Genomic DNA, 15754 nt, shown 5'->3' on the forward strand with positions numbered 1-15754 from the left:
GACGCCTCCGTTCAGTGCGAGTCGCGCGGCACGGGCGCGCCGCTGGAACCGACGAGGAAATCGAGGTCCGCGCCCTGATCCGCCTGCAAGACGTGCTCCACATACAGGCGATAATAGCCGCGCTTCGGCAACTCGGGCGCTTGCCACGCGGCGCGGCGCTTCGCCAGTTCTTCGTCGGAGACTTCGAGATTGAGACGGCGCGCCTCGACATCGAGTTCGATCATGTCGCCTGTCTGCACGAGCGCGAGCGGACCGCCCGCCGCCGCTTCCGGCGACACATGCAGCACGACCGCGCCGTATGCCGTGCCGCTCATGCGGCCATCGGAAATGCGGACCATGTCGGTGATGCCTTTTTGCAGCACCTTCTTCGGCAGCGGCATGTTGCCGACTTCCGCGAATCCCGGATAACCCTTCGGTCCCGCGCCCTTCAACACCATGATGCAGTGCTCGTCGATATCGAGCGAATCGTCGTCGACTTTCGCGTGCAACTCCTCGACGTTCTCGAACACGACCGCGCGCCCGCGATGCTTCAGCAAGGATTGCGTCGCCGCCGATGGCTTGATGACCGCGCCGTTCGGCGCGAGATTGCCCTTCAGCACCGCGATGCCCGCATGCGGCTTGAACGGCTGCTCGAAGCGGGTGATGACCTTCTCGTCGTAGTTCGGCGCGTCACTCACGTTGTCCCACAGCGTGCGGCCATTCACCGTGAGCGCGTCGCGATGCAGCAAGCCCTGCTCGCCGAGCTGACGCAGCACAGCGGGCAAACCGCCCGCGTAGTAGAAGTCTTCCATCAGGTATTCGCCCGATGGTTGCAGGTTCACGAGGCACGGCACGTCGGAGCCGAGCTCCCAGTCTTCGAGCTTCAGTTCCACGCCGATACGCTTCGCCAGCGCGATCAGATGCACGACCGCATTCGTCGATCCGCCGATGGCCGCGTTCGTGCGGATAGCGTTCTCGAAGGCCTCGCGCGTGAGGATCTTGTCCATCGTGAGATCGTCTTTGACCATGTCGACGATGCGCCGCCCCGCCATATGCGCGAGCACCTGACGGCGCGCATCGACGGCGGGAATCGCGGCGTTGTGCGGCAAGCCGATGCCGAGCGATTCGACCATCGACGCCATCGTGGAAGCGGTGCCCATCGTCATGCAATGGCCGCGCGAGCGGTTCATGCACGACTCGGCTTCGACGAACTCTGCCTGCGTCATCTTGCCCGCGCGCACTTCCTCCGACATCTGCCATACGCCCGTGCCCGAGCCGATCGTGCCGCCGCGAAAGCGCCCATTCAGCATCGGTCCGCCCGATACCGCGAGCGCGGGCAGATTGCACGACGCCGCGCCCATCAGCAAGGCGGGCGTGGTCTTGTCGCAGCCGACGAGCAGAATGACGCCATCGATAGGATTGCCGCGAATCGACTCTTCCACATCCATCGACGCGAGATTGCGAAACAGCATCGCCGTGGGCCGCAGATTCGATTCGCCGAGCGACATCACCGGGAATTCGAGCGGCAGGCCGCCCGACTCGCGCACGCCGCGCTTCACGTACTCGGCGAGCTCGCGGAAATGCGCGTTGCAGGGCGTGAGCTCCGACCATGTATTGCAGATGCCGATGACCGGCCGGCCATCGAACTGATCGTGAGGGATGCCCTGATTTTTCATCCACGAACGGTGGATGAAGGCGTCTTTATCGTTGCCGCCGAACCAGCTTTGCGAGCGTAGCTTGCGCATGGACGTCCCCTTTTATCGCGCGTTCTTCATAGTGTGGGATCCAGTGAAAAAAGGCCGCATGGGCGGCCTTTTCGAAACCCGGATACGTCGAGTTATACACCTCGCATCGCATCCGGCGCGCGCGATTTCACGATCAGTCGAGCATTTCCTTCGATCTGTCGCGCATGCACGCCACGGCGATCACGGAGAACACGCCGCAGCCGATCACATACCACGCGGGCGCCATTACGCTCTTCGTGATGACGATCAGCGACGTCACGAAAAACTGCGCAAAACCGCCGAAGATCGCGACGCCCAGACTGTAGACGATCGCCGCGCCTGTCGCCCGTACCGAACGCGGGAACAGTTCGCCGAGCATCGCGCCGGTCGGGCCGACGTTGAGCGAATGCACGATCGAGAGCGCCGTGACGACCGCGAGCAGCGTGCCTGCCGTCGGCGACTTGTTCAGGAGCGCGAAGGCCGGCCAGATCGCGAGCATGAGCAGGATGCGCGTCGTCTGCGCGAGCTTGTTGCGGCCGATGCGATCGGACAGATAGCCGCCGATCGGCGCGACGATAAAGAGAATCGCGCCCGATACGCAGCCGGAGAGCATCGCCGTCCAGCCCGGCAGGCCGAGCGTCTTCACGCCGTAGATCGACAGATAGAACACGATGATGAAGTGCGCCGACGTGCCGCCAATCGTGAGACCGAGACCGTTGAGCACCGCGCGGCCATGCTCGCGAAGCACGGTAACGAGCGGCAGCTTCGGCGCTTTCGGCGCGGCTTCGATGCTTTCGCGCGGCGCTTCTTCCATCGTGCGGCGCAGCCACCAGCCGACCGGCACGATCGCGGTGCCGATGATGAACGGCACGCGCCAGCCCCAGCTTTCGAGTTCCGAGATCGTGAGCGTCGCCGTCAGCGCGACGCCCGTCAACGCGCCCGCGAGCGCCGAGAGTCCCTGACTCGCGAACTGCCACGAAGCGTAGAAGCCGCGACGATTCGACGGCGCCTGTTCGAGCAGAAGCGTCGTCGATGCACCCACTTCACCGCCCGCCGAAAAGCCTTGAATCAGCCGCGCGATCACGAGGATGACCGGCGCGGCGATACCGACCTGCGCGAACGTCGGCGCGGCCGCGATCATCGCGGTGCCGAGCGCCATCAGGCCGAGCGTGAGCAGCATCGCCTTCTTGCGGCCGGCGCGGTCGGCGTACATGCCGATCACGAGGCCGCCCACGGGCCGCGTGAAAAAGCCGACGCCGAAGCTCGCCACCGCGAGCAACAACTGGCCGACCGGATCGTGCACCGGAAAGAACAGCTTGCCGATGACGAGCGCGAAGAACGCATAGACCGTGAAGTCGTAGAACTCGAGCGCGTTGCCGACGGCGGCCGCCATCACGAGCCGCGTGCGCGCTGCGCGGCTGGTCTGCGTCGATGCATTCGCCGGCGCGCTGGCGATCGTGGGTGCGTTCATGATGTGCTCCGAAGGGATCAGTCGGCGAGCCAGGCTTCGGCCAGGCGCACCCAGTAGCTCGCACCGACTGCGAGGATGTCGTCGTTGAAATCGTAGGCCGGGTTGTGGACCATGCAGCCGCCCTTCGAGCCGACGCCGTTGCCGATCCACGCATACGTGCCCGGACAGGCTTCGAGCATGAACGCGAAATCCTCGCTGCCCATGAGCGGCCGCGCGGCCGGATCGATGCGTTGCGCGCCGAGCATTTTCGTCGCGACATCGGTGGCGAAGGCGGTCGGCCCTTCGTGATTCACGAGCACCGGATAACCGAGTTCGTAATCGATCTCCGCCGTGCAGCCGAATGCGAGCGCCTGCGCGTTCACGAGCGCCGTGATGCGTTCCTGGAGCTGCTTGCGCACGCCCGCGTCGAGCGCGCGCACCGAGAGCTTCATCAGCGCGGTCTCGGGAATCACGTTGCACGCCTCGCCCGCCTGCACGCTGCCGACAGTGACGACGGCGGGCTTTTGCGCATCCACTTCGCGCGCGACGATGCTGTTCAGGCCCAGCATGATCGACGCGACGGCGGGCATCGGATCGCATGCGACATGCGGCATTGCGCCATGACCGCCGACGCCGCGCACCGTGATGTTCACGCGGTCCGACGAGGCCATGCCCGGGCCCGGCGTGAAGAACATGTCGCCCGCGGGCAAGCCGGGCATGTTGTGCAGGCCGAACACGGCATCGCACGGAAACTTTTCGAAGAGGCCGTCTTCGATCATCGCGCGCGCGCCCGCCTCGCCTTCCTCGGCGGGCTGGAAGATCACGATCAGCGTGCCCGAGAACTGGCGGCTTTCGGCGAGATAGCGCGCGGCGCACAGAAGCATCGCGGTGTGGCCGTCGTGGCCGCACGCGTGCATCGTGCGCGCGTGCTTGCTGGCATATGGCAGGCCGGTCGCTTCCTCGATCGGCAATGCATCCATGTCCGCGCGCAGGCCGATGCGCTTGCCACCCGTGCCCTCCTTCAATACGCCGACGACGCCCGTCTTGCCGAGCCCGCGATGCACTTCGTAGCCCCATTGCGCAAGCAATCCGGCGACGAGATCGCTCGTTTGCGTTTCTTCATACGCGAGTTCCGGATGCGCATGAATGCGACGACGCACATCCACGAATTCCGATGCGATGGCGGCAATGCCGGGGATGACGGGCTCGACTGACAACATGTAGACACTCCTTGCTCGATGCGTGATCAACGTGATCCAAGCATATAAAGCCGAAAAGCAAACCAAAAGACGGTAAATTTATTGCGTGACTACCATCAGTCGTCGGTGCTAACCCTTAGGTGTCGCTCATGAGCATGAAGATTCATCAGATACGCGCATTCCTGACGACCGCCGAGCAGGGCAGCATCCGTGCGGCTGCGCGCAGCCTGCATCTGTCGCAGGCGGCGCTGACGAAGGCGATAAAGGAACTGGAGCAGGATCTCGGCGTGCCGCTGGTTCTGCGCACCGCGCGCGGCGTGCAGTTGACCGCGTTCGGCCAGCAATTGCGCGTGCGCGCGCATCTGATCTTGAGCGAGATGCGCCGCGCCGAAGACGACATCACGCAGATGAAAAGCGCGGGTTCGGGAAGCGTAAGCGCGGCGATCACGCCAATGGCCGCGCTATCGATACTGCCGCAGGCGTATCGCGCGTTCCGGCGGCAGATGCCGAACGCGCGCGTGAGTTTCATCGAAGGCTTTCCGGGTGTCGCCATGCCGCGTTTGCGCGACGGCACGCTCGACTTCGTCGTCGCGGTCGTCGTGCCCGAGCATCTCGCGCCGGAGTTCGATCACATCGAACTGTATGAGAGCCGCTCGGCTATCGTCGGGCGCGCGGATCATCCGTTGCGGCACTGCACGTCGCTGGCGGAGCTATCGGATGCGGAGTGGCTGCTGAACCCGTCGCCGGAAAGCTCGACGCAGGCGCTGCTTCACTCGTATGCCGAGCGCGGTCTGACGGTGCCGAACCGCGTGATCGAGTGCCCGAGCTTCATCATCGCGCATGGCTTGTTGCGCGGATCGGATGTGTTGGCCGCGCTGCCTGCCGCCTTGCTCGAACATTCGTGGGTTAGCGAAGGGCTCGCCATTTTTCCGATCGCCGATCCGTTGCCCGCGGTGTCGGTGAGAGTCGTGACGCGGCGAGATAGTCCGTTGACGCCCGCAGCGACGGTGTTGCTGGAATGCCTGCAACACGCGGCGCGTTCGAAATGACATGCGCCGAACAACTCTTATCGATTTAGTTCGGATTCCCTAGAATTTCAATCTGAGCATGAAGCCGAGCGTGAATGGAAGATCGCTCGAAGGAATCGGCGGAATCAGGATGATGTTCGCACCCACGCGCTTGTATTCGAGCATGATGAGCGGCGCGGCCACGGGTCCGACCGTATGGTTGTGCCCGATGCCATAACTGCCGTAGTCGTAGCCGGAGATGAGGCCGGCCATGACGGCGAGCCTGATGTAGTGCCAGTGAAGAAAGTCCGGGCCCCAAACGCCGCCGCCATAGAACGACGGCTTCGACAGCGAGTTGCGAAAGTAGCCGCCCGTCACCGCCCATTGCGGCGCGACCCAGCATTCCGCGCCGATGCCTGGATTGAACTGCTCGAAATCCTTGTCCGGGTGAAAGTGATGCGATGCGACCATCGCATCGAGCCAGAAACCGTCGCCACACCAGCTCGCGTGCGCGGCGGGCGCCCAGGCCGACGCGGCGATGGCGGCAACGGTCAACAGGTTCGCGCGGAAGGTTCGAAAACGGGACAGCCATGTGCGCATGGGTTCTCCGCCATCGCGCGTCTACGATGGCGCCTTTTTTTGAGATGGAGGTCGAGGCGAACTCTACCTGATCGCGCGATTTTCGTGTGTGCTGACGAAAAGCGCGTGACGGCTTGCGCAAGTTTTTGCAATCTCGGCGAAACTTGTCGAAGTTTTTCTTGTACTCGAGGCAAAGCCCGATGAACGTCTATAAGCGTCTCGTTCCTTTTCTGGCGACGGTTGCATTGACGGCGTGCACGCCGCTGCAGGTCGTCACGCATCATGTGTCGTCGAGCGAATCGAGCGTGCCGCCGGGGCGTTATCAACTCGATCCGCATCACTGGAACGTGAGCTTCGACGTCGATCATTTTCGCTACTCGCGTTTCGTCATCCGATTCGACAAGACGACTGCGCAACTGGACTGGAATGCGGACGGAATGTCCGGAAGCTCGGTGCGAGCGACCATCGATGCGTCGAGCGTCAATACCAATGTGCCGCTGCTCGATCGCATGGTGAAAGGGCCCGACATGTTCGATGTCGAGCGTTATCCGAGCATCGTGTTCGTCAGCACGGCTTTTCAGCGCACGGGCGACGACAAAGGCGTATTGACCGGCGATCTGACGATACGCGGCACGACGAAGCCGGTGACGCTGAACGTGACCTTCAACGGCCACGCGGTCAATCCGCTAACGAAGCAGGAAACCCTGGGCTTTTCCGCCGACGGACATTTCAGCCGCGCGCAGTTCGGATTGACGACGTGGTATCCGGCCGTCGGCGACGATGTGCACGTCGCCATTCAGGCCGAGTTTTCGAAAGCGCCGGCTGATTCCGCTCAATGACGTGCGGCGTTCAGGCCGCGGTCCAGTCGAGTACGACCTTGCCGCTGTTTCCGGACAGCATCGTGTCGAACGCCTGCTGATAGTCGTCGACGGGAAACGTGTGCGTGAGGATTGGCGATAGGTCGAGGCCGCTTTGCAGCATCGCGACCATCTTGTACCAGGTCTCGAACATCTCCCGTCCGTAGATCCCCTTGATTTCGAGACCCTTGAAGATCACCTGATTCCAGTCGATCGCGGTCTGCGCGGGCGGAATGCCGAGCAGCGCGACCTTGCCGCCGTGATTCATCGATTCGAGCATCGCCGTGAACGCGCTCGGCACGCCGGACATTTCCAAACCTACGTCGAAGCCCTCGGTCATTCCGAGTTCGCTCATCACGTCGCGCAGGTCTTCGTTCGCCACGTTGACTGCGCGCGTCGCGCCCATCTTGCGGGCGAGCTCGAGGCGATAGTCGTTGACGTCGGTGATGACGACGTTGCGTGCGCCGACATGCCGCGCGATCGCGGCGGCCATCACGCCGATCGGCCCTGCGCCGGTGATCAGCACATCCTCGCCGACGAGATTGAACGAAAGGGCTGTGTGCGTTGCGTTGCCGAACGGATCGAAGATAGCGGCGAGGTCGTCGGAGATATCGGGCGGAATCTTGAACGCGTTGAACGCCGGAATCACGAGAAATTCCGCAAAGGCGCCTTCACGGTCCACGCCGACGCCGACCGTGTTGCGGCACAGATGACGACGGCCCGCGCGACAGTTGCGACAGAAGCCGCACGTAATATGGCCTTCACCGGACACGCGATCGCCGATTGCGAACCCGCGCACTTCCTGACCCATCTCGACGATCTCGCCGACGTATTCGTGCCCGACATGCATCGGCACAGGAATCGTCTTCTGCGCCCAGTCGTCCCATTTCCAGATGTGGATGTCGGTGCCGCAAATCGCTGTCTTGCGGATACGGATGAGAACGTCGTTGTGGCCGACTTCAGGCCGCTTCACGCGCGTCAAGGTAAGGCCAGGTGCACGTTCGAGTTTGGCGAGGGCTTTCATTGCGTTGATCCTGACGTTTGGTCTTCGTGGTGCTGCTTCGACGGTCGCGGGCTCGTGGTCCGGTCCCTGGGTTTATGCGCATAAAGTCGGCGGTGCTGCTCAGCGGATCACGCCAAGCGACCGGCCGACGCGCGCAAATGCATCGACTGCGCGATCGATCTGTTCCGGCGTATGGGCCGCGCTCATCTGTGTGCGGATACGTGCGCGTCCCTTGGGCACGACAGGGTAGGAGAAGCCGATCACATAGACGCCTTCTTCGAGCAATGCATCCGCCATCTTCGAGGCGAGTTGCGCGTCGCGGAGCATGACCGGAATGATCGGATGTTCGCCGGGGACGAGATCGAAGCCTAGCGAGGACATCGCGCTGCGGAAGTGCGCGCCGTTTTCGCGGACACGCCGGCGCAGGGTCGCGCCTTCGTCGCTGTCGAGCAGTTCGAGCACCTTCAACGATGCCGCCGCGATACTCGGCGCCAAAGTGTTCGAGAACAGATACGGACGACTGCGCTGACGCAGCAAATCGATCACTTCCTTATGCGCGGCGACATAACCGCCCGATGCGCCGCCGAGCGCCTTGCCGAGCGTCCCGGTGATGATGTCCACGCGATCCAGTACGCCGCAATGCTCCGGCGTTCCGCGTCCGTTTTCCCCGATGAAGCCCACGGCGTGCGAATCGTCGACCATCACGAGCGCGCCGTAACGGTCGGCGAGATCGCAGATGCCGGCAAGATTCGCGATGATGCCGTCCATCGAGAAGACGCCATCAGTCGCGATCAGTTTGAAGCGCGCGCCGGCGGCGTCGGCTTCTTGAAGGCGCGCTTCGAGATCGGCGAGATCGTTGTTCTTGTAGCGCAGACGCCGCGCCTTCGAGAGCCGCACGCCGTCGATGATGCTGGCGTGATTCAGCTCGTCGCTGATGATCGCGTCTTCCTCGGTCAACAGCGTCTCGAAAAGGCCGCAGTTCGCGTCGAAGCAGCTCGAATAGAGAATTGAGTCGTCGGTGCCGAGAAATTTCGCGATCGACTGCTCGAGTTCCTTGTGTACGGTCTGCGTGCCGCAAATAAACCGAACGGACGCCATGCCGAAGCCGTCGGCATCGAGACCGGCCTTCGCGGCTTCGACGAGACGGCGATCGTCCGCAAGACCGAGATAATTGTTCGCGCAGAAGTTCAGCACACCGCTTCCGTTCGCGAGCCGGATAGCCGATGACTGCGGGCTCGCGATGACGCGCTCCGTTTTGTAGAAGCCCGCAGCGCGGATTTCGTCGAGTGTCGAACGCAGATGGGAGAGATACCGGTCTTTCATCGCAATCCTTGTTTTAGGCTGATCGTAGTGTTCGGCCGCGCGGCGCCCGCAAGCGGCCCATAGCCCTGTTATAGTGCATTCATCGCATCGGACATGTTCGATATTTCGAACGCATTTCCGATATGCCGAACACTTTAAGGGATTGATCGATTCATGGCAAGCACGGGTTCAGAAGGCAAAGCGGGCGATCTCGCGGGAGCGGGCGCAACGCCGCCGCGCGTCGGCGAGATCATTCAACGCCTGCGCAGTGAACGAAAACTGACGCTGGACGATCTATCGCGGGCAGCAGGTGTGTCGAAGTCGATGCTTTCGGAAATCGAACGCGACAAGGCGAATCCGACGATCGCGGTCGCGTGGCGATTGACCAACGCGCTTGGCATCAGCCTGGATCAATTGTTCGCGCAACAACGGCCCGTTGAAGCGATCCGGGTCGCAGGTCCGCATGAAATACCGACGTTGACCGGCGATAACGGTGGCTATCAACTGCGTGTGTGGGGACCGATAGAACTCGCCGGCAAGTTCGAATGGTACGAACTCACGCTGCAATCGGGCGCTGCGCTCACATCGAATGCGCACGAACCGGGAACGCGCGAGCATCTCACGGTGCTGAACGGATCGATCGAAGTGGATGCATCGGGGGCGACGCGGCGACTCAAGGCGGGAGAAACGGCACGTTACGCAGCGGACGAATCGCACGCGATCCGCAATGTAGGACGCGCCGACGCCAAGGCGCTTCTGGTGGTGATTCACGGCTGACGTAGGGGCGCGAGCGCAACTTTATGCGCACAAAGTCTTGCCACCTCAAATGAAAAGCGGGACGCACGTCGAGTGCGTCCCGCTTTAAGCAGCGCCGCCGTCGCGGCGCTCAACGCCTGGCTTACGGCTTCTTCACTGCGTCCTTCAGATCTTCGCGCGCATCGCCCACGCCCTTCTGGACCTTGCCCGCAGCCTGTTGCAGATCGCCCTTGGCTTCCTGAGCCGTGTCGCCGGTCACTTTCCCGACGCCCTCGTTGATCTTGCCCTTCACCTGCTTGCCGACGCCTTCGACTTGATCCTTGTTCATGTCAGTTCTCCCGTGGTTTGCAGCGCTGTTGGCCGCGCAGTGCCGTCGAACGTACGCAGTAGTGCCTGCGCGTTCCGCTCAGGGGATTTCCTAAGCATGGTTCTACGATGCGCTTCGTTGGCCGGCACGCATAGCAGTGGATGTCTGAAACGCACGTAGGCGGAATCGCACATACACCCGGGTCGAGTAGCGCGACGCTAGTTTCATTGCAACAAGTACTGTATGTTTATACAGTACAATAAGACCAGTTGGCGAAGGGGGTGAATCATGGAGTCGAATGGCGAGAATCTCAGCAGGCGGCAGTTTGCCCGCGCTGTGCGTGATCTGGAGCAGATCACGCGTCAGATAGCGGGGCGTTACATCGACAAAGGCGTGCCGTTGACCTGGCGGCTGCTGCATGCGATCGAGGCCGAGGCTGTGGCGGACCTCGGATTTGCCGGACGGCACGAAGCCGCATTGCGCGAACTGTTCGCGCGTCCCGACGACTTCCATTTTCCCGAAACTGACGACGTAGTCGACGTCGCAGCGTCCGATGCCTTGCCCGCCGTTTTCGGCTTCGCCGTGGACGCCTACGAGCGAGCGGCCCGACAGCGACAACCGCAGGCCGTCATCGCCGCGCACTGACGCGCACACGCCCGGCACGCGGCGAGACGACGCGCTGACCGTCGTGGCCGGAATCGTCGGCGTCTCTCGCATGGTTCGCGTATCTCGCGACAACCGATGTCGATGCTTCCTTCATCTGCAGGAAAAGCGGTTTGTCGTGGTGATCGGTGAGCAATAAAACGAGGCAACGCGTGCCGACACTGCCCACGCCCACCACCTTGAACGCGACGTCCTGCAACGTGAATTGCGATAGCAGCCTCGCCCGTTCCGGCGTCAGCGTGGCCACATACTTCAGAATGAGCGCCCCGAAAATCTCCTGTGGGCTGCCTTTCAGCGTCATCCAGCCATCGTTCTTGTCGATCAGCGTGCTTTTGCCGCGAATGTGGAACACGGCAGGCGGCGCATCGCGGATGCGCCACGCGTCGCCGGTTCGCTCGGCGAGTTTCGGCAGCATCGACTCGTGCGTACGGCGCGAAGCCCGTTCGATGCCGCGCTTGATGCGCCGCCGCGCGTCTTCGCTCTGCACGGCGTCGTACATGCGATCGAACGTGATGCGCTCGTACCAGAGATCGAGCACGCTCATTTCGGCGTATTCGCGCAGATGCGTCTGATAGCTGCGCGCGGCGAGAAACGCGAACTCGTCGGCGGCGAGATCGCCGTGGCCGAGATGGCGGCCGGCGATCGTGAAGCTCGCGACGAGTCGTTTCAAATCCCACTCCCAGGGGCCGAGCGCGGTTTCGTCGAAGTCGTTGAGATCGAAGATGAGCGCGCGCTCGGGTGTCGCGAAGCCGCCGAAGTTGGACAAATGACAGTCGCCGCAAATCTGGATCGCGATGCCGCTGTCAGGCGTGGTGGCCAGATCATGCGCCTGGAGGATGGCGCTCCCGCGATAGAAAGTGAACGGCGAAACCAGCATCCGGCCGTAGCGCAAGGGAATCAGCGCATCGACACGACCTTTGCTGCTCATCCGCAATAGTTCGATGGGATCGCGATCGACATCGCCAATCGCATCGTGCGCGCCGCGCGGCGTGCGCTCACGCGCGGCGCGTCCCAACGCGCGGCGTTCCTGCCAGGATTGTCGGGCCATCGCTCACTCCTTTTTGCTCTTGTGCTTGCGGGTCGAAGGAAGCCGTATGGATGACAGTAGAGGACAAAACGCATCCGCGGCAAGACAGTGATTGACACTTCGGCGAACACCTCCGCTTGACGTTCGGCGCTCGAAGCCCGACCCTGTGCGCAGTGCAACACAGCGCGCACTGCGCCTTCTGACACCATGCCGAACACTTCCGATCTCTTCGACCAACAGCGCGCTGACTGGCAGGCCGATCCGCACGCCGCATTCGATGCATGGCTCGCCCAACAGTCGTTCCGGGCGTCGTCGGCCGATGTGTATCGCGCGCAGTGGGGCAACTTTCTCGAATGGCTGGCCGCGAAGCGCGCGACGCTGCATACGGTGCAACGTCCCGTCATCGAGCAGTTCGTCGCGCAACTGGACATTCGCCGTCCGCAGCGGATGCGCTACCTGAGGCTGATCGAGCGCGTGCTGGATCACGTGCGGGAAGTGGAATCGGCGGCAACGAACCCGGCGCGATTCATCGCCCAGGACGGCGACGCGGCATGGCGCAAGGCTCGCGACAACGAGCCGACCGGATTTCTGACTCACGACGAGCGCGCGCTGCTCGTCGCGCATCTGTTTTCGCCGATGGGCGCATTGCCAGGCGCGCAGCGCTGGCGCGAGCGGCGCGATCGAGCGCTGGTCGCCGTATTTCTGGGCGGAGGCGTGAAAACGGGCGAGGCGGCGCAGTTGACCGTCGATTGCTACGCGGCGGGCGCGCCGTACATCACCGTCGATGCGGCGAATCCGCTGCTGATCCGGCAAGCGCGGCTTGCGCCGTTCGCCATCGAATTGCTGGACAACTGGATCAGCGAGCGCAAGACGGCGGATCTCGCGGGCGAGTTGCTGTTCCCGGCGGCGCCGTCGGGCCGCTCCATGCACAAGGCGACGATGCTGCGCGCGATCGACGCAGTCGTGGCCGCGTCCGGCATCGCTGCGTCACGCGTCGCGCGGGCGAGTCCGCAGACTTTGCGCAACACCTACGCCGCGGAACATTTCGAGGACGGAACGGACCCCGATCGCGTCGGGCAATGGCTCGGATTTCAGCAGACGATCTCCGTTCACCGCCTGCTTCGCGCGTGGCAGGAATGGATGGGTGAGCAAATACGGGAGCGGGATATCGCTCAGGCGCGCGCCAGCGGCACGCCGGACGAGGGTTCGCAGGGACTAACCACAGATCCCGAAAACTCTCACCTTTGATCCGTTGCGCCGACACGCGCTGATCGGAGGAAGCCGTCGATGGCAGCGAGCTTGGATGACGCCGCGCCCGACGTCCGCTCGCAGTTTGGGCAGGAAAGTTCGTACTCGTCTTCGTGCCGCTGGAGTTCCGGCTCGCCGGCCTCGCATGCGGGACAGGCGGTCGGCGCAACGATATGCCCATCCATTTGCGTTCCAAGCGCGGCGATTTCGGCGTTACTTAAGCGGCCCTCGGCCACCAGCGATGCGATCAGCGCACCGACTTCCGCGCTGGCCCCGGACTGGACGCGCTGCGCATCGCGCTCGAGAACGAGTGCGTCGATTTCGTCGGACTGTGTCCGCACTTGAGATTCAAGCCGATCGGCGCGACTCCTCGCGGCGCTAAGTTGTTGAATAAAATCGAATTCTTTCTGGCTCGCCTCGCGGGCGCCTGCCTGATAGGTCGCTGCCATGCCACGCAAAGAGTCGAGCTCGACCAGCATCGGATGAACGCGTCGCTCGGCTTCCTTGATCGCGTCCTTGATCTGCTGGGCGTAGTGCTCCGTATTGTGGCGCAGCTCGTCCTGCAGTTCGTCGATACGATCGCGAAGCCGCGCAGCAGACTCCTGCTCGTTCTGCAGACGTTCCGACAGCGTCTCATTTTCCTTTTCGCAACGCGCGATGACTTCGCGTAAGCCCGCCTGAGCGCCCGATCCCTGATTGCGCAGCGCCTTCAGGTCGGCTTCCAGCGCGGCAATCTGCGCAGCGCTTGCTTCGGCTCGCGCCTCGGCACGCTGATGGGCTTGCTCGATCGCTTCGCGGCGCACGTTGGCATCTCGAACCTGCGCCTGGGCCGCTTGCACGGCGGCGTCGAGACGGGCTTTGTCGTCGTCGAGAGCGGAAAGTGCAAGTTTCTGGGCCTCGTCATAGAGCGCCGCCAGCAGTTCACCCGCGCGTTGCTGCAACGACTCCGGCATCGCGCCGGCATCGATGCGCACGCGCAGCGCCGAGCGAAGGCTGTCCCAGAAAGCTTCGATGTCTTTAGGGATGTCGCTCGCGCTACCCGTTTGAGTGAGTTCGCGGACCGTCATCACCGACGGACGGATGCCGAGGTCGAAAAAAAGTCGCTTGCACGCGTGTTGAGAAAGATCCTGGCGGCGGGCGCCTGCGGTTCGCATCGCTTCGATTTCTTGACGCAGACTGTCGCGAGTGTATTGATTCATGGCGGAGAAAGAGGCAGTTCAACGTGACGATCATAACGTTTTACGTGTCGTACGTGATCGATTTCGTTGATTGATGTGCAGCCGCGCTTCAGATTGACGACTTTCTGCGTTCAGATGGATTCGGCCTATATGCCGCGAGGCCTATCGTGAAACATCCTGAGCTTATCTCTGCAAACACATGATTTATCAACGATTCTAGCTCGTATATCGCTTTCTGTCGTTGTTTCACGCGATTTCGGTTTGGTTGCTCTATTCGCGGAAACTCAGTAACGCTTGAGAGTATTAGAAGTAAACACCCTTGAACCCTTGTTAACCCTGTTAACGCCAAGGCAAAGCCTTATGGGATAAGGCTTTGCCGGTGGTCAGGTGAGATTGTACGGGAACTATGGTGAAGCTCTTCGGGAGGGATTGGTGACGGGCTTCGGGATTCTCGGTGAGTAGCCGCAGGAAGGATCGTGAGCGGGTTCAGGGAAGCGCGTAAACCCGCAGGTGAGCGGATACGGGAGAAAACTTCCATGGCAGCATTGATGTTCGGTATCTCTCTCGCGATGAGTTGATGTGGAAAGGTGAGGATTCACGGGAGCATGCAAACGACAGTGTTCGCCCATCAGATTGGGTCTTTTTTACCGATCGGTGAGCGTTTGCGGGGGACAAACGGGGATGAAGGTGAGTATTTTCGGGCGCCTACGTGCCTTTGGCCCGAAATCTCTGCGCATTGTGGCCCCAAGGTGAGAGTTTGCGGGAGCGAAAAGCCGGACTATGGGCCGGGCTGACTTTCAGGACTGCACGTCGAAGCCAAGATTCGTCGATGTTTGTCACTGAGGTGAGCGTTTTCAGGAGCTGACGGAAGGTTCTTTCGTGGTTTCCTTATGAAGGTGCCGCAGTTCGACGGTGAGGAGATGCGGGAAGAGTTTTGGAGACGGCGGGTCGGGAGCGATAACCTCTACGACGTTTCGATGCTAAAAATCACTTGAAATCAATGATATAGCCGAACGTCAGCGTACATGCCTCGAGATAAGGTGAGCAAATTCGGGAGAAGCAAACATCGGCGCGGCGTGTGACGACGCTTCGATTGGTGAGAGTTTGCGGGAGTGTGCTTGCTTCTAATTACGTGAAGAAAGCGAGATAAGTGCCTGGAATGGTGTGCCTTTTTAAGAGGCCACGCGCAAAGGTGAGCGTTTTCAGGAGCCGTGGCCCTTTCCTTCAGGTGACGCGGTACAGTATTGAAACCCGTCAAGGTGAGGTTTTTCGGGAGCTATTTCGTTGGGACGCGCCTTGGATCAAGGCCCGAAATGCCGTACGGGACTGAACGGAGTTGTGCAAAGGTGAGGATTTTCGGGAGTTTCCTCCGTTTCCAACTAAAAGTGAGTGCTCGCGTCGCAAGATGTGCACCGCGAGGGTCACAATGTCGAGCGAAAGCGCAGTCGACGGCGGTGCTGTCTCCGGCGCACCAC

At 62.0% G+C, this 15754-nt stretch carries 13 protein-coding genes and 1 pseudogene; 5 read left to right on the forward strand and 9 right to left on the reverse strand.

Annotated elements, in window-relative coordinates:
* Positions 1-11: 11 nt before the first annotated feature.
* From ACEN42_RS23310 to ACEN42_RS23320, 3 genes are all read right to left on the reverse strand, one after another.
* Complete coding sequence (locus tag ACEN42_RS23310) at positions 12-1724, reverse strand: IlvD/Edd family dehydratase (protein ID WP_371881634.1); 1713 nt, start codon at positions 1722-1724, stop codon at positions 12-14.
* Between the two features lie 133 nt (positions 1725-1857).
* Entirely contained in the window at positions 1858-3174 is a 1317-nt protein-coding gene (locus ACEN42_RS23315; RefSeq protein WP_371881635.1) for an MFS transporter, read from the reverse strand.
* A gap of 17 nt (positions 3175-3191) precedes the next feature.
* Positions 3192-4373 (reverse strand): M20 aminoacylase family protein, encoded by a 1182-nt coding sequence (locus tag ACEN42_RS23320; protein ID WP_238293560.1) that lies wholly within the window; start codon positions 4371-4373, stop codon positions 3192-3194.
* 134 nt (positions 4374-4507) lie between these two features.
* On the opposite strand from ACEN42_RS23320, the gene ACEN42_RS23325 reads away from it, so the two are divergent.
* Positions 4508-5401 (forward strand): LysR substrate-binding domain-containing protein, encoded by an 894-nt coding sequence (locus tag ACEN42_RS23325; RefSeq protein WP_371882284.1) that lies wholly within the window; start codon positions 4508-4510, stop codon positions 5399-5401.
* A 39-nt stretch (positions 5402-5440) separates the two neighbouring features.
* Here ACEN42_RS23325 and ACEN42_RS23330 read toward each other — a convergent pair whose 3' ends face one another.
* Positions 5441-5959: a hypothetical protein gene (locus ACEN42_RS23330; protein WP_371881636.1), complete on the reverse strand. Its 519-nt coding sequence runs from the start codon at positions 5957-5959 to the stop codon at positions 5441-5443.
* Between the two features lie 179 nt (positions 5960-6138).
* Between ACEN42_RS23330 and ACEN42_RS23335 the strand changes: the two genes are divergently transcribed.
* Positions 6139-6777 (forward strand): YceI family protein, encoded by a 639-nt coding sequence (locus tag ACEN42_RS23335; protein WP_187605412.1) that lies wholly within the window; start codon positions 6139-6141, stop codon positions 6775-6777.
* A 10-nt stretch (positions 6778-6787) separates the two neighbouring features.
* On the opposite strand, the gene tdh is transcribed toward ACEN42_RS23335, so the two are convergent.
* The gene (gene tdh, locus ACEN42_RS23340) at positions 6788-7819 is read right to left on the reverse strand and encodes an L-threonine 3-dehydrogenase (protein WP_035502771.1); all 1032 of its coding nucleotides are present in this window, start codon (positions 7817-7819) and stop codon (positions 6788-6790) included.
* A gap of 99 nt (positions 7820-7918) precedes the next feature.
* Complete coding sequence (locus ACEN42_RS23345; protein ID WP_371881637.1) at positions 7919-9121, reverse strand: glycine C-acetyltransferase; 1203 nt, start codon at positions 9119-9121, stop codon at positions 7919-7921.
* Between the two features lie 153 nt (positions 9122-9274).
* Between ACEN42_RS23345 and ACEN42_RS23350 the strand changes: the two genes are divergently transcribed.
* Complete coding sequence (locus tag ACEN42_RS23350; RefSeq protein ID WP_238293553.1) at positions 9275-9877, forward strand: helix-turn-helix domain-containing protein; 603 nt, start codon at positions 9275-9277, stop codon at positions 9875-9877.
* 121 nt (positions 9878-9998) lie between these two features.
* On the opposite strand, the gene ACEN42_RS23355 is transcribed toward ACEN42_RS23350, so the two are convergent.
* The gene (locus ACEN42_RS23355; protein WP_371881638.1) at positions 9999-10184 is read right to left on the reverse strand and encodes a CsbD family protein; all 186 of its coding nucleotides are present in this window, start codon (positions 10182-10184) and stop codon (positions 9999-10001) included.
* Between the two features lie 267 nt (positions 10185-10451).
* On the opposite strand from ACEN42_RS23355, the gene ACEN42_RS23360 reads away from it, so the two are divergent.
* Positions 10452-10808, forward strand: coding sequence for a DUF2471 family protein (locus tag ACEN42_RS23360; protein WP_371881639.1), 357 nt, complete (start codon positions 10452-10454; stop codon positions 10806-10808).
* A gap of 25 nt (positions 10809-10833) precedes the next feature.
* Here ACEN42_RS23360 and ACEN42_RS23365 read toward each other — a convergent pair.
* A pseudogene (locus ACEN42_RS23365) lies at positions 10834-11874 on the reverse strand (DUF2252 domain-containing protein); the annotation flags it as partial.
* Between the two features lie 186 nt (positions 11875-12060).
* Between ACEN42_RS23365 and ACEN42_RS23370 the strand changes: the two are divergent.
* A complete protein-coding gene (locus tag ACEN42_RS23370) occupies positions 12061-13101 on the forward strand; it encodes a tyrosine-type recombinase/integrase (protein WP_371881640.1) in 1041 nt (346 codons plus the stop codon).
* On the opposite strand, the gene ACEN42_RS23375 is transcribed toward ACEN42_RS23370, so the two are convergent.
* Positions 13092-14300, reverse strand: a complete 1209-nt coding sequence (locus ACEN42_RS23375) for a DNA-binding protein (RefSeq protein ID WP_371881641.1) — start codon at positions 14298-14300, stop codon at positions 13092-13094. The genes ACEN42_RS23370 and ACEN42_RS23375 overlap by 10 nt on opposite strands.
* Positions 14301-15754: the final 1454 nt, after the last annotated feature.

The sequence above is a fragment of the Caballeronia sp. S22 genome, from assembly GCF_964261745.1.
Classification (GTDB): domain Bacteria; phylum Pseudomonadota; class Gammaproteobacteria; order Burkholderiales; family Burkholderiaceae; genus Caballeronia; species Caballeronia jiangsuensis.

What these genes read in the sequence shown, in the direction of transcription:
- ACEN42_RS23345 (WP_371881637.1), bottom strand. Translation starts at nt 9,121, where the DNA reads ATGAAAGACCGGTATCTCTCCCATCTGCGTTCGACACTCGACGAAATC.
- ACEN42_RS23355 (WP_371881638.1), bottom strand. Translation starts at nt 10,184, where the DNA reads ATGAACAAGGATCAAGTCGAAGGCGTCGGCAAGCAGGTGAAGGGCAAG.
- tdh (WP_035502771.1), bottom strand. Translation starts at nt 7,819, where the DNA reads ATGAAAGCCCTCGCCAAACTCGAACGTGCACCTGGCCTTACCTTGACG.
- ACEN42_RS23370 (WP_371881640.1), top strand. Translation starts at nt 12,061, where the DNA reads ATGCCGAACACTTCCGATCTCTTCGACCAACAGCGCGCTGACTGGCAG.
- ACEN42_RS23360 (WP_371881639.1), top strand. Translation starts at nt 10,452, where the DNA reads ATGGAGTCGAATGGCGAGAATCTCAGCAGGCGGCAGTTTGCCCGCGCT.
- ACEN42_RS23315 (WP_371881635.1), bottom strand. Translation starts at nt 3,174, where the DNA reads ATGAACGCACCCACGATCGCCAGCGCGCCGGCGAATGCATCGACGCAG.
- ACEN42_RS23350 (WP_238293553.1), top strand. Translation starts at nt 9,275, where the DNA reads ATGGCAAGCACGGGTTCAGAAGGCAAAGCGGGCGATCTCGCGGGAGCG.
- ACEN42_RS23335 (WP_187605412.1), top strand. Translation starts at nt 6,139, where the DNA reads ATGAACGTCTATAAGCGTCTCGTTCCTTTTCTGGCGACGGTTGCATTG.
- ACEN42_RS23375 (WP_371881641.1), bottom strand. Translation starts at nt 14,300, where the DNA reads ATGAATCAATACACTCGCGACAGTCTGCGTCAAGAAATCGAAGCGATG.
- ACEN42_RS23320 (WP_238293560.1), bottom strand. Translation starts at nt 4,373, where the DNA reads ATGTTGTCAGTCGAGCCCGTCATCCCCGGCATTGCCGCCATCGCATCG.
- ACEN42_RS23325 (WP_371882284.1), top strand. Translation starts at nt 4,508, where the DNA reads ATGAAGATTCATCAGATACGCGCATTCCTGACGACCGCCGAGCAGGGC.
- ACEN42_RS23310 (WP_371881634.1), bottom strand. Translation starts at nt 1,724, where the DNA reads ATGCGCAAGCTACGCTCGCAAAGCTGGTTCGGCGGCAACGATAAAGAC.
- ACEN42_RS23330 (WP_371881636.1), bottom strand. Translation starts at nt 5,959, where the DNA reads ATGCGCACATGGCTGTCCCGTTTTCGAACCTTCCGCGCGAACCTGTTG.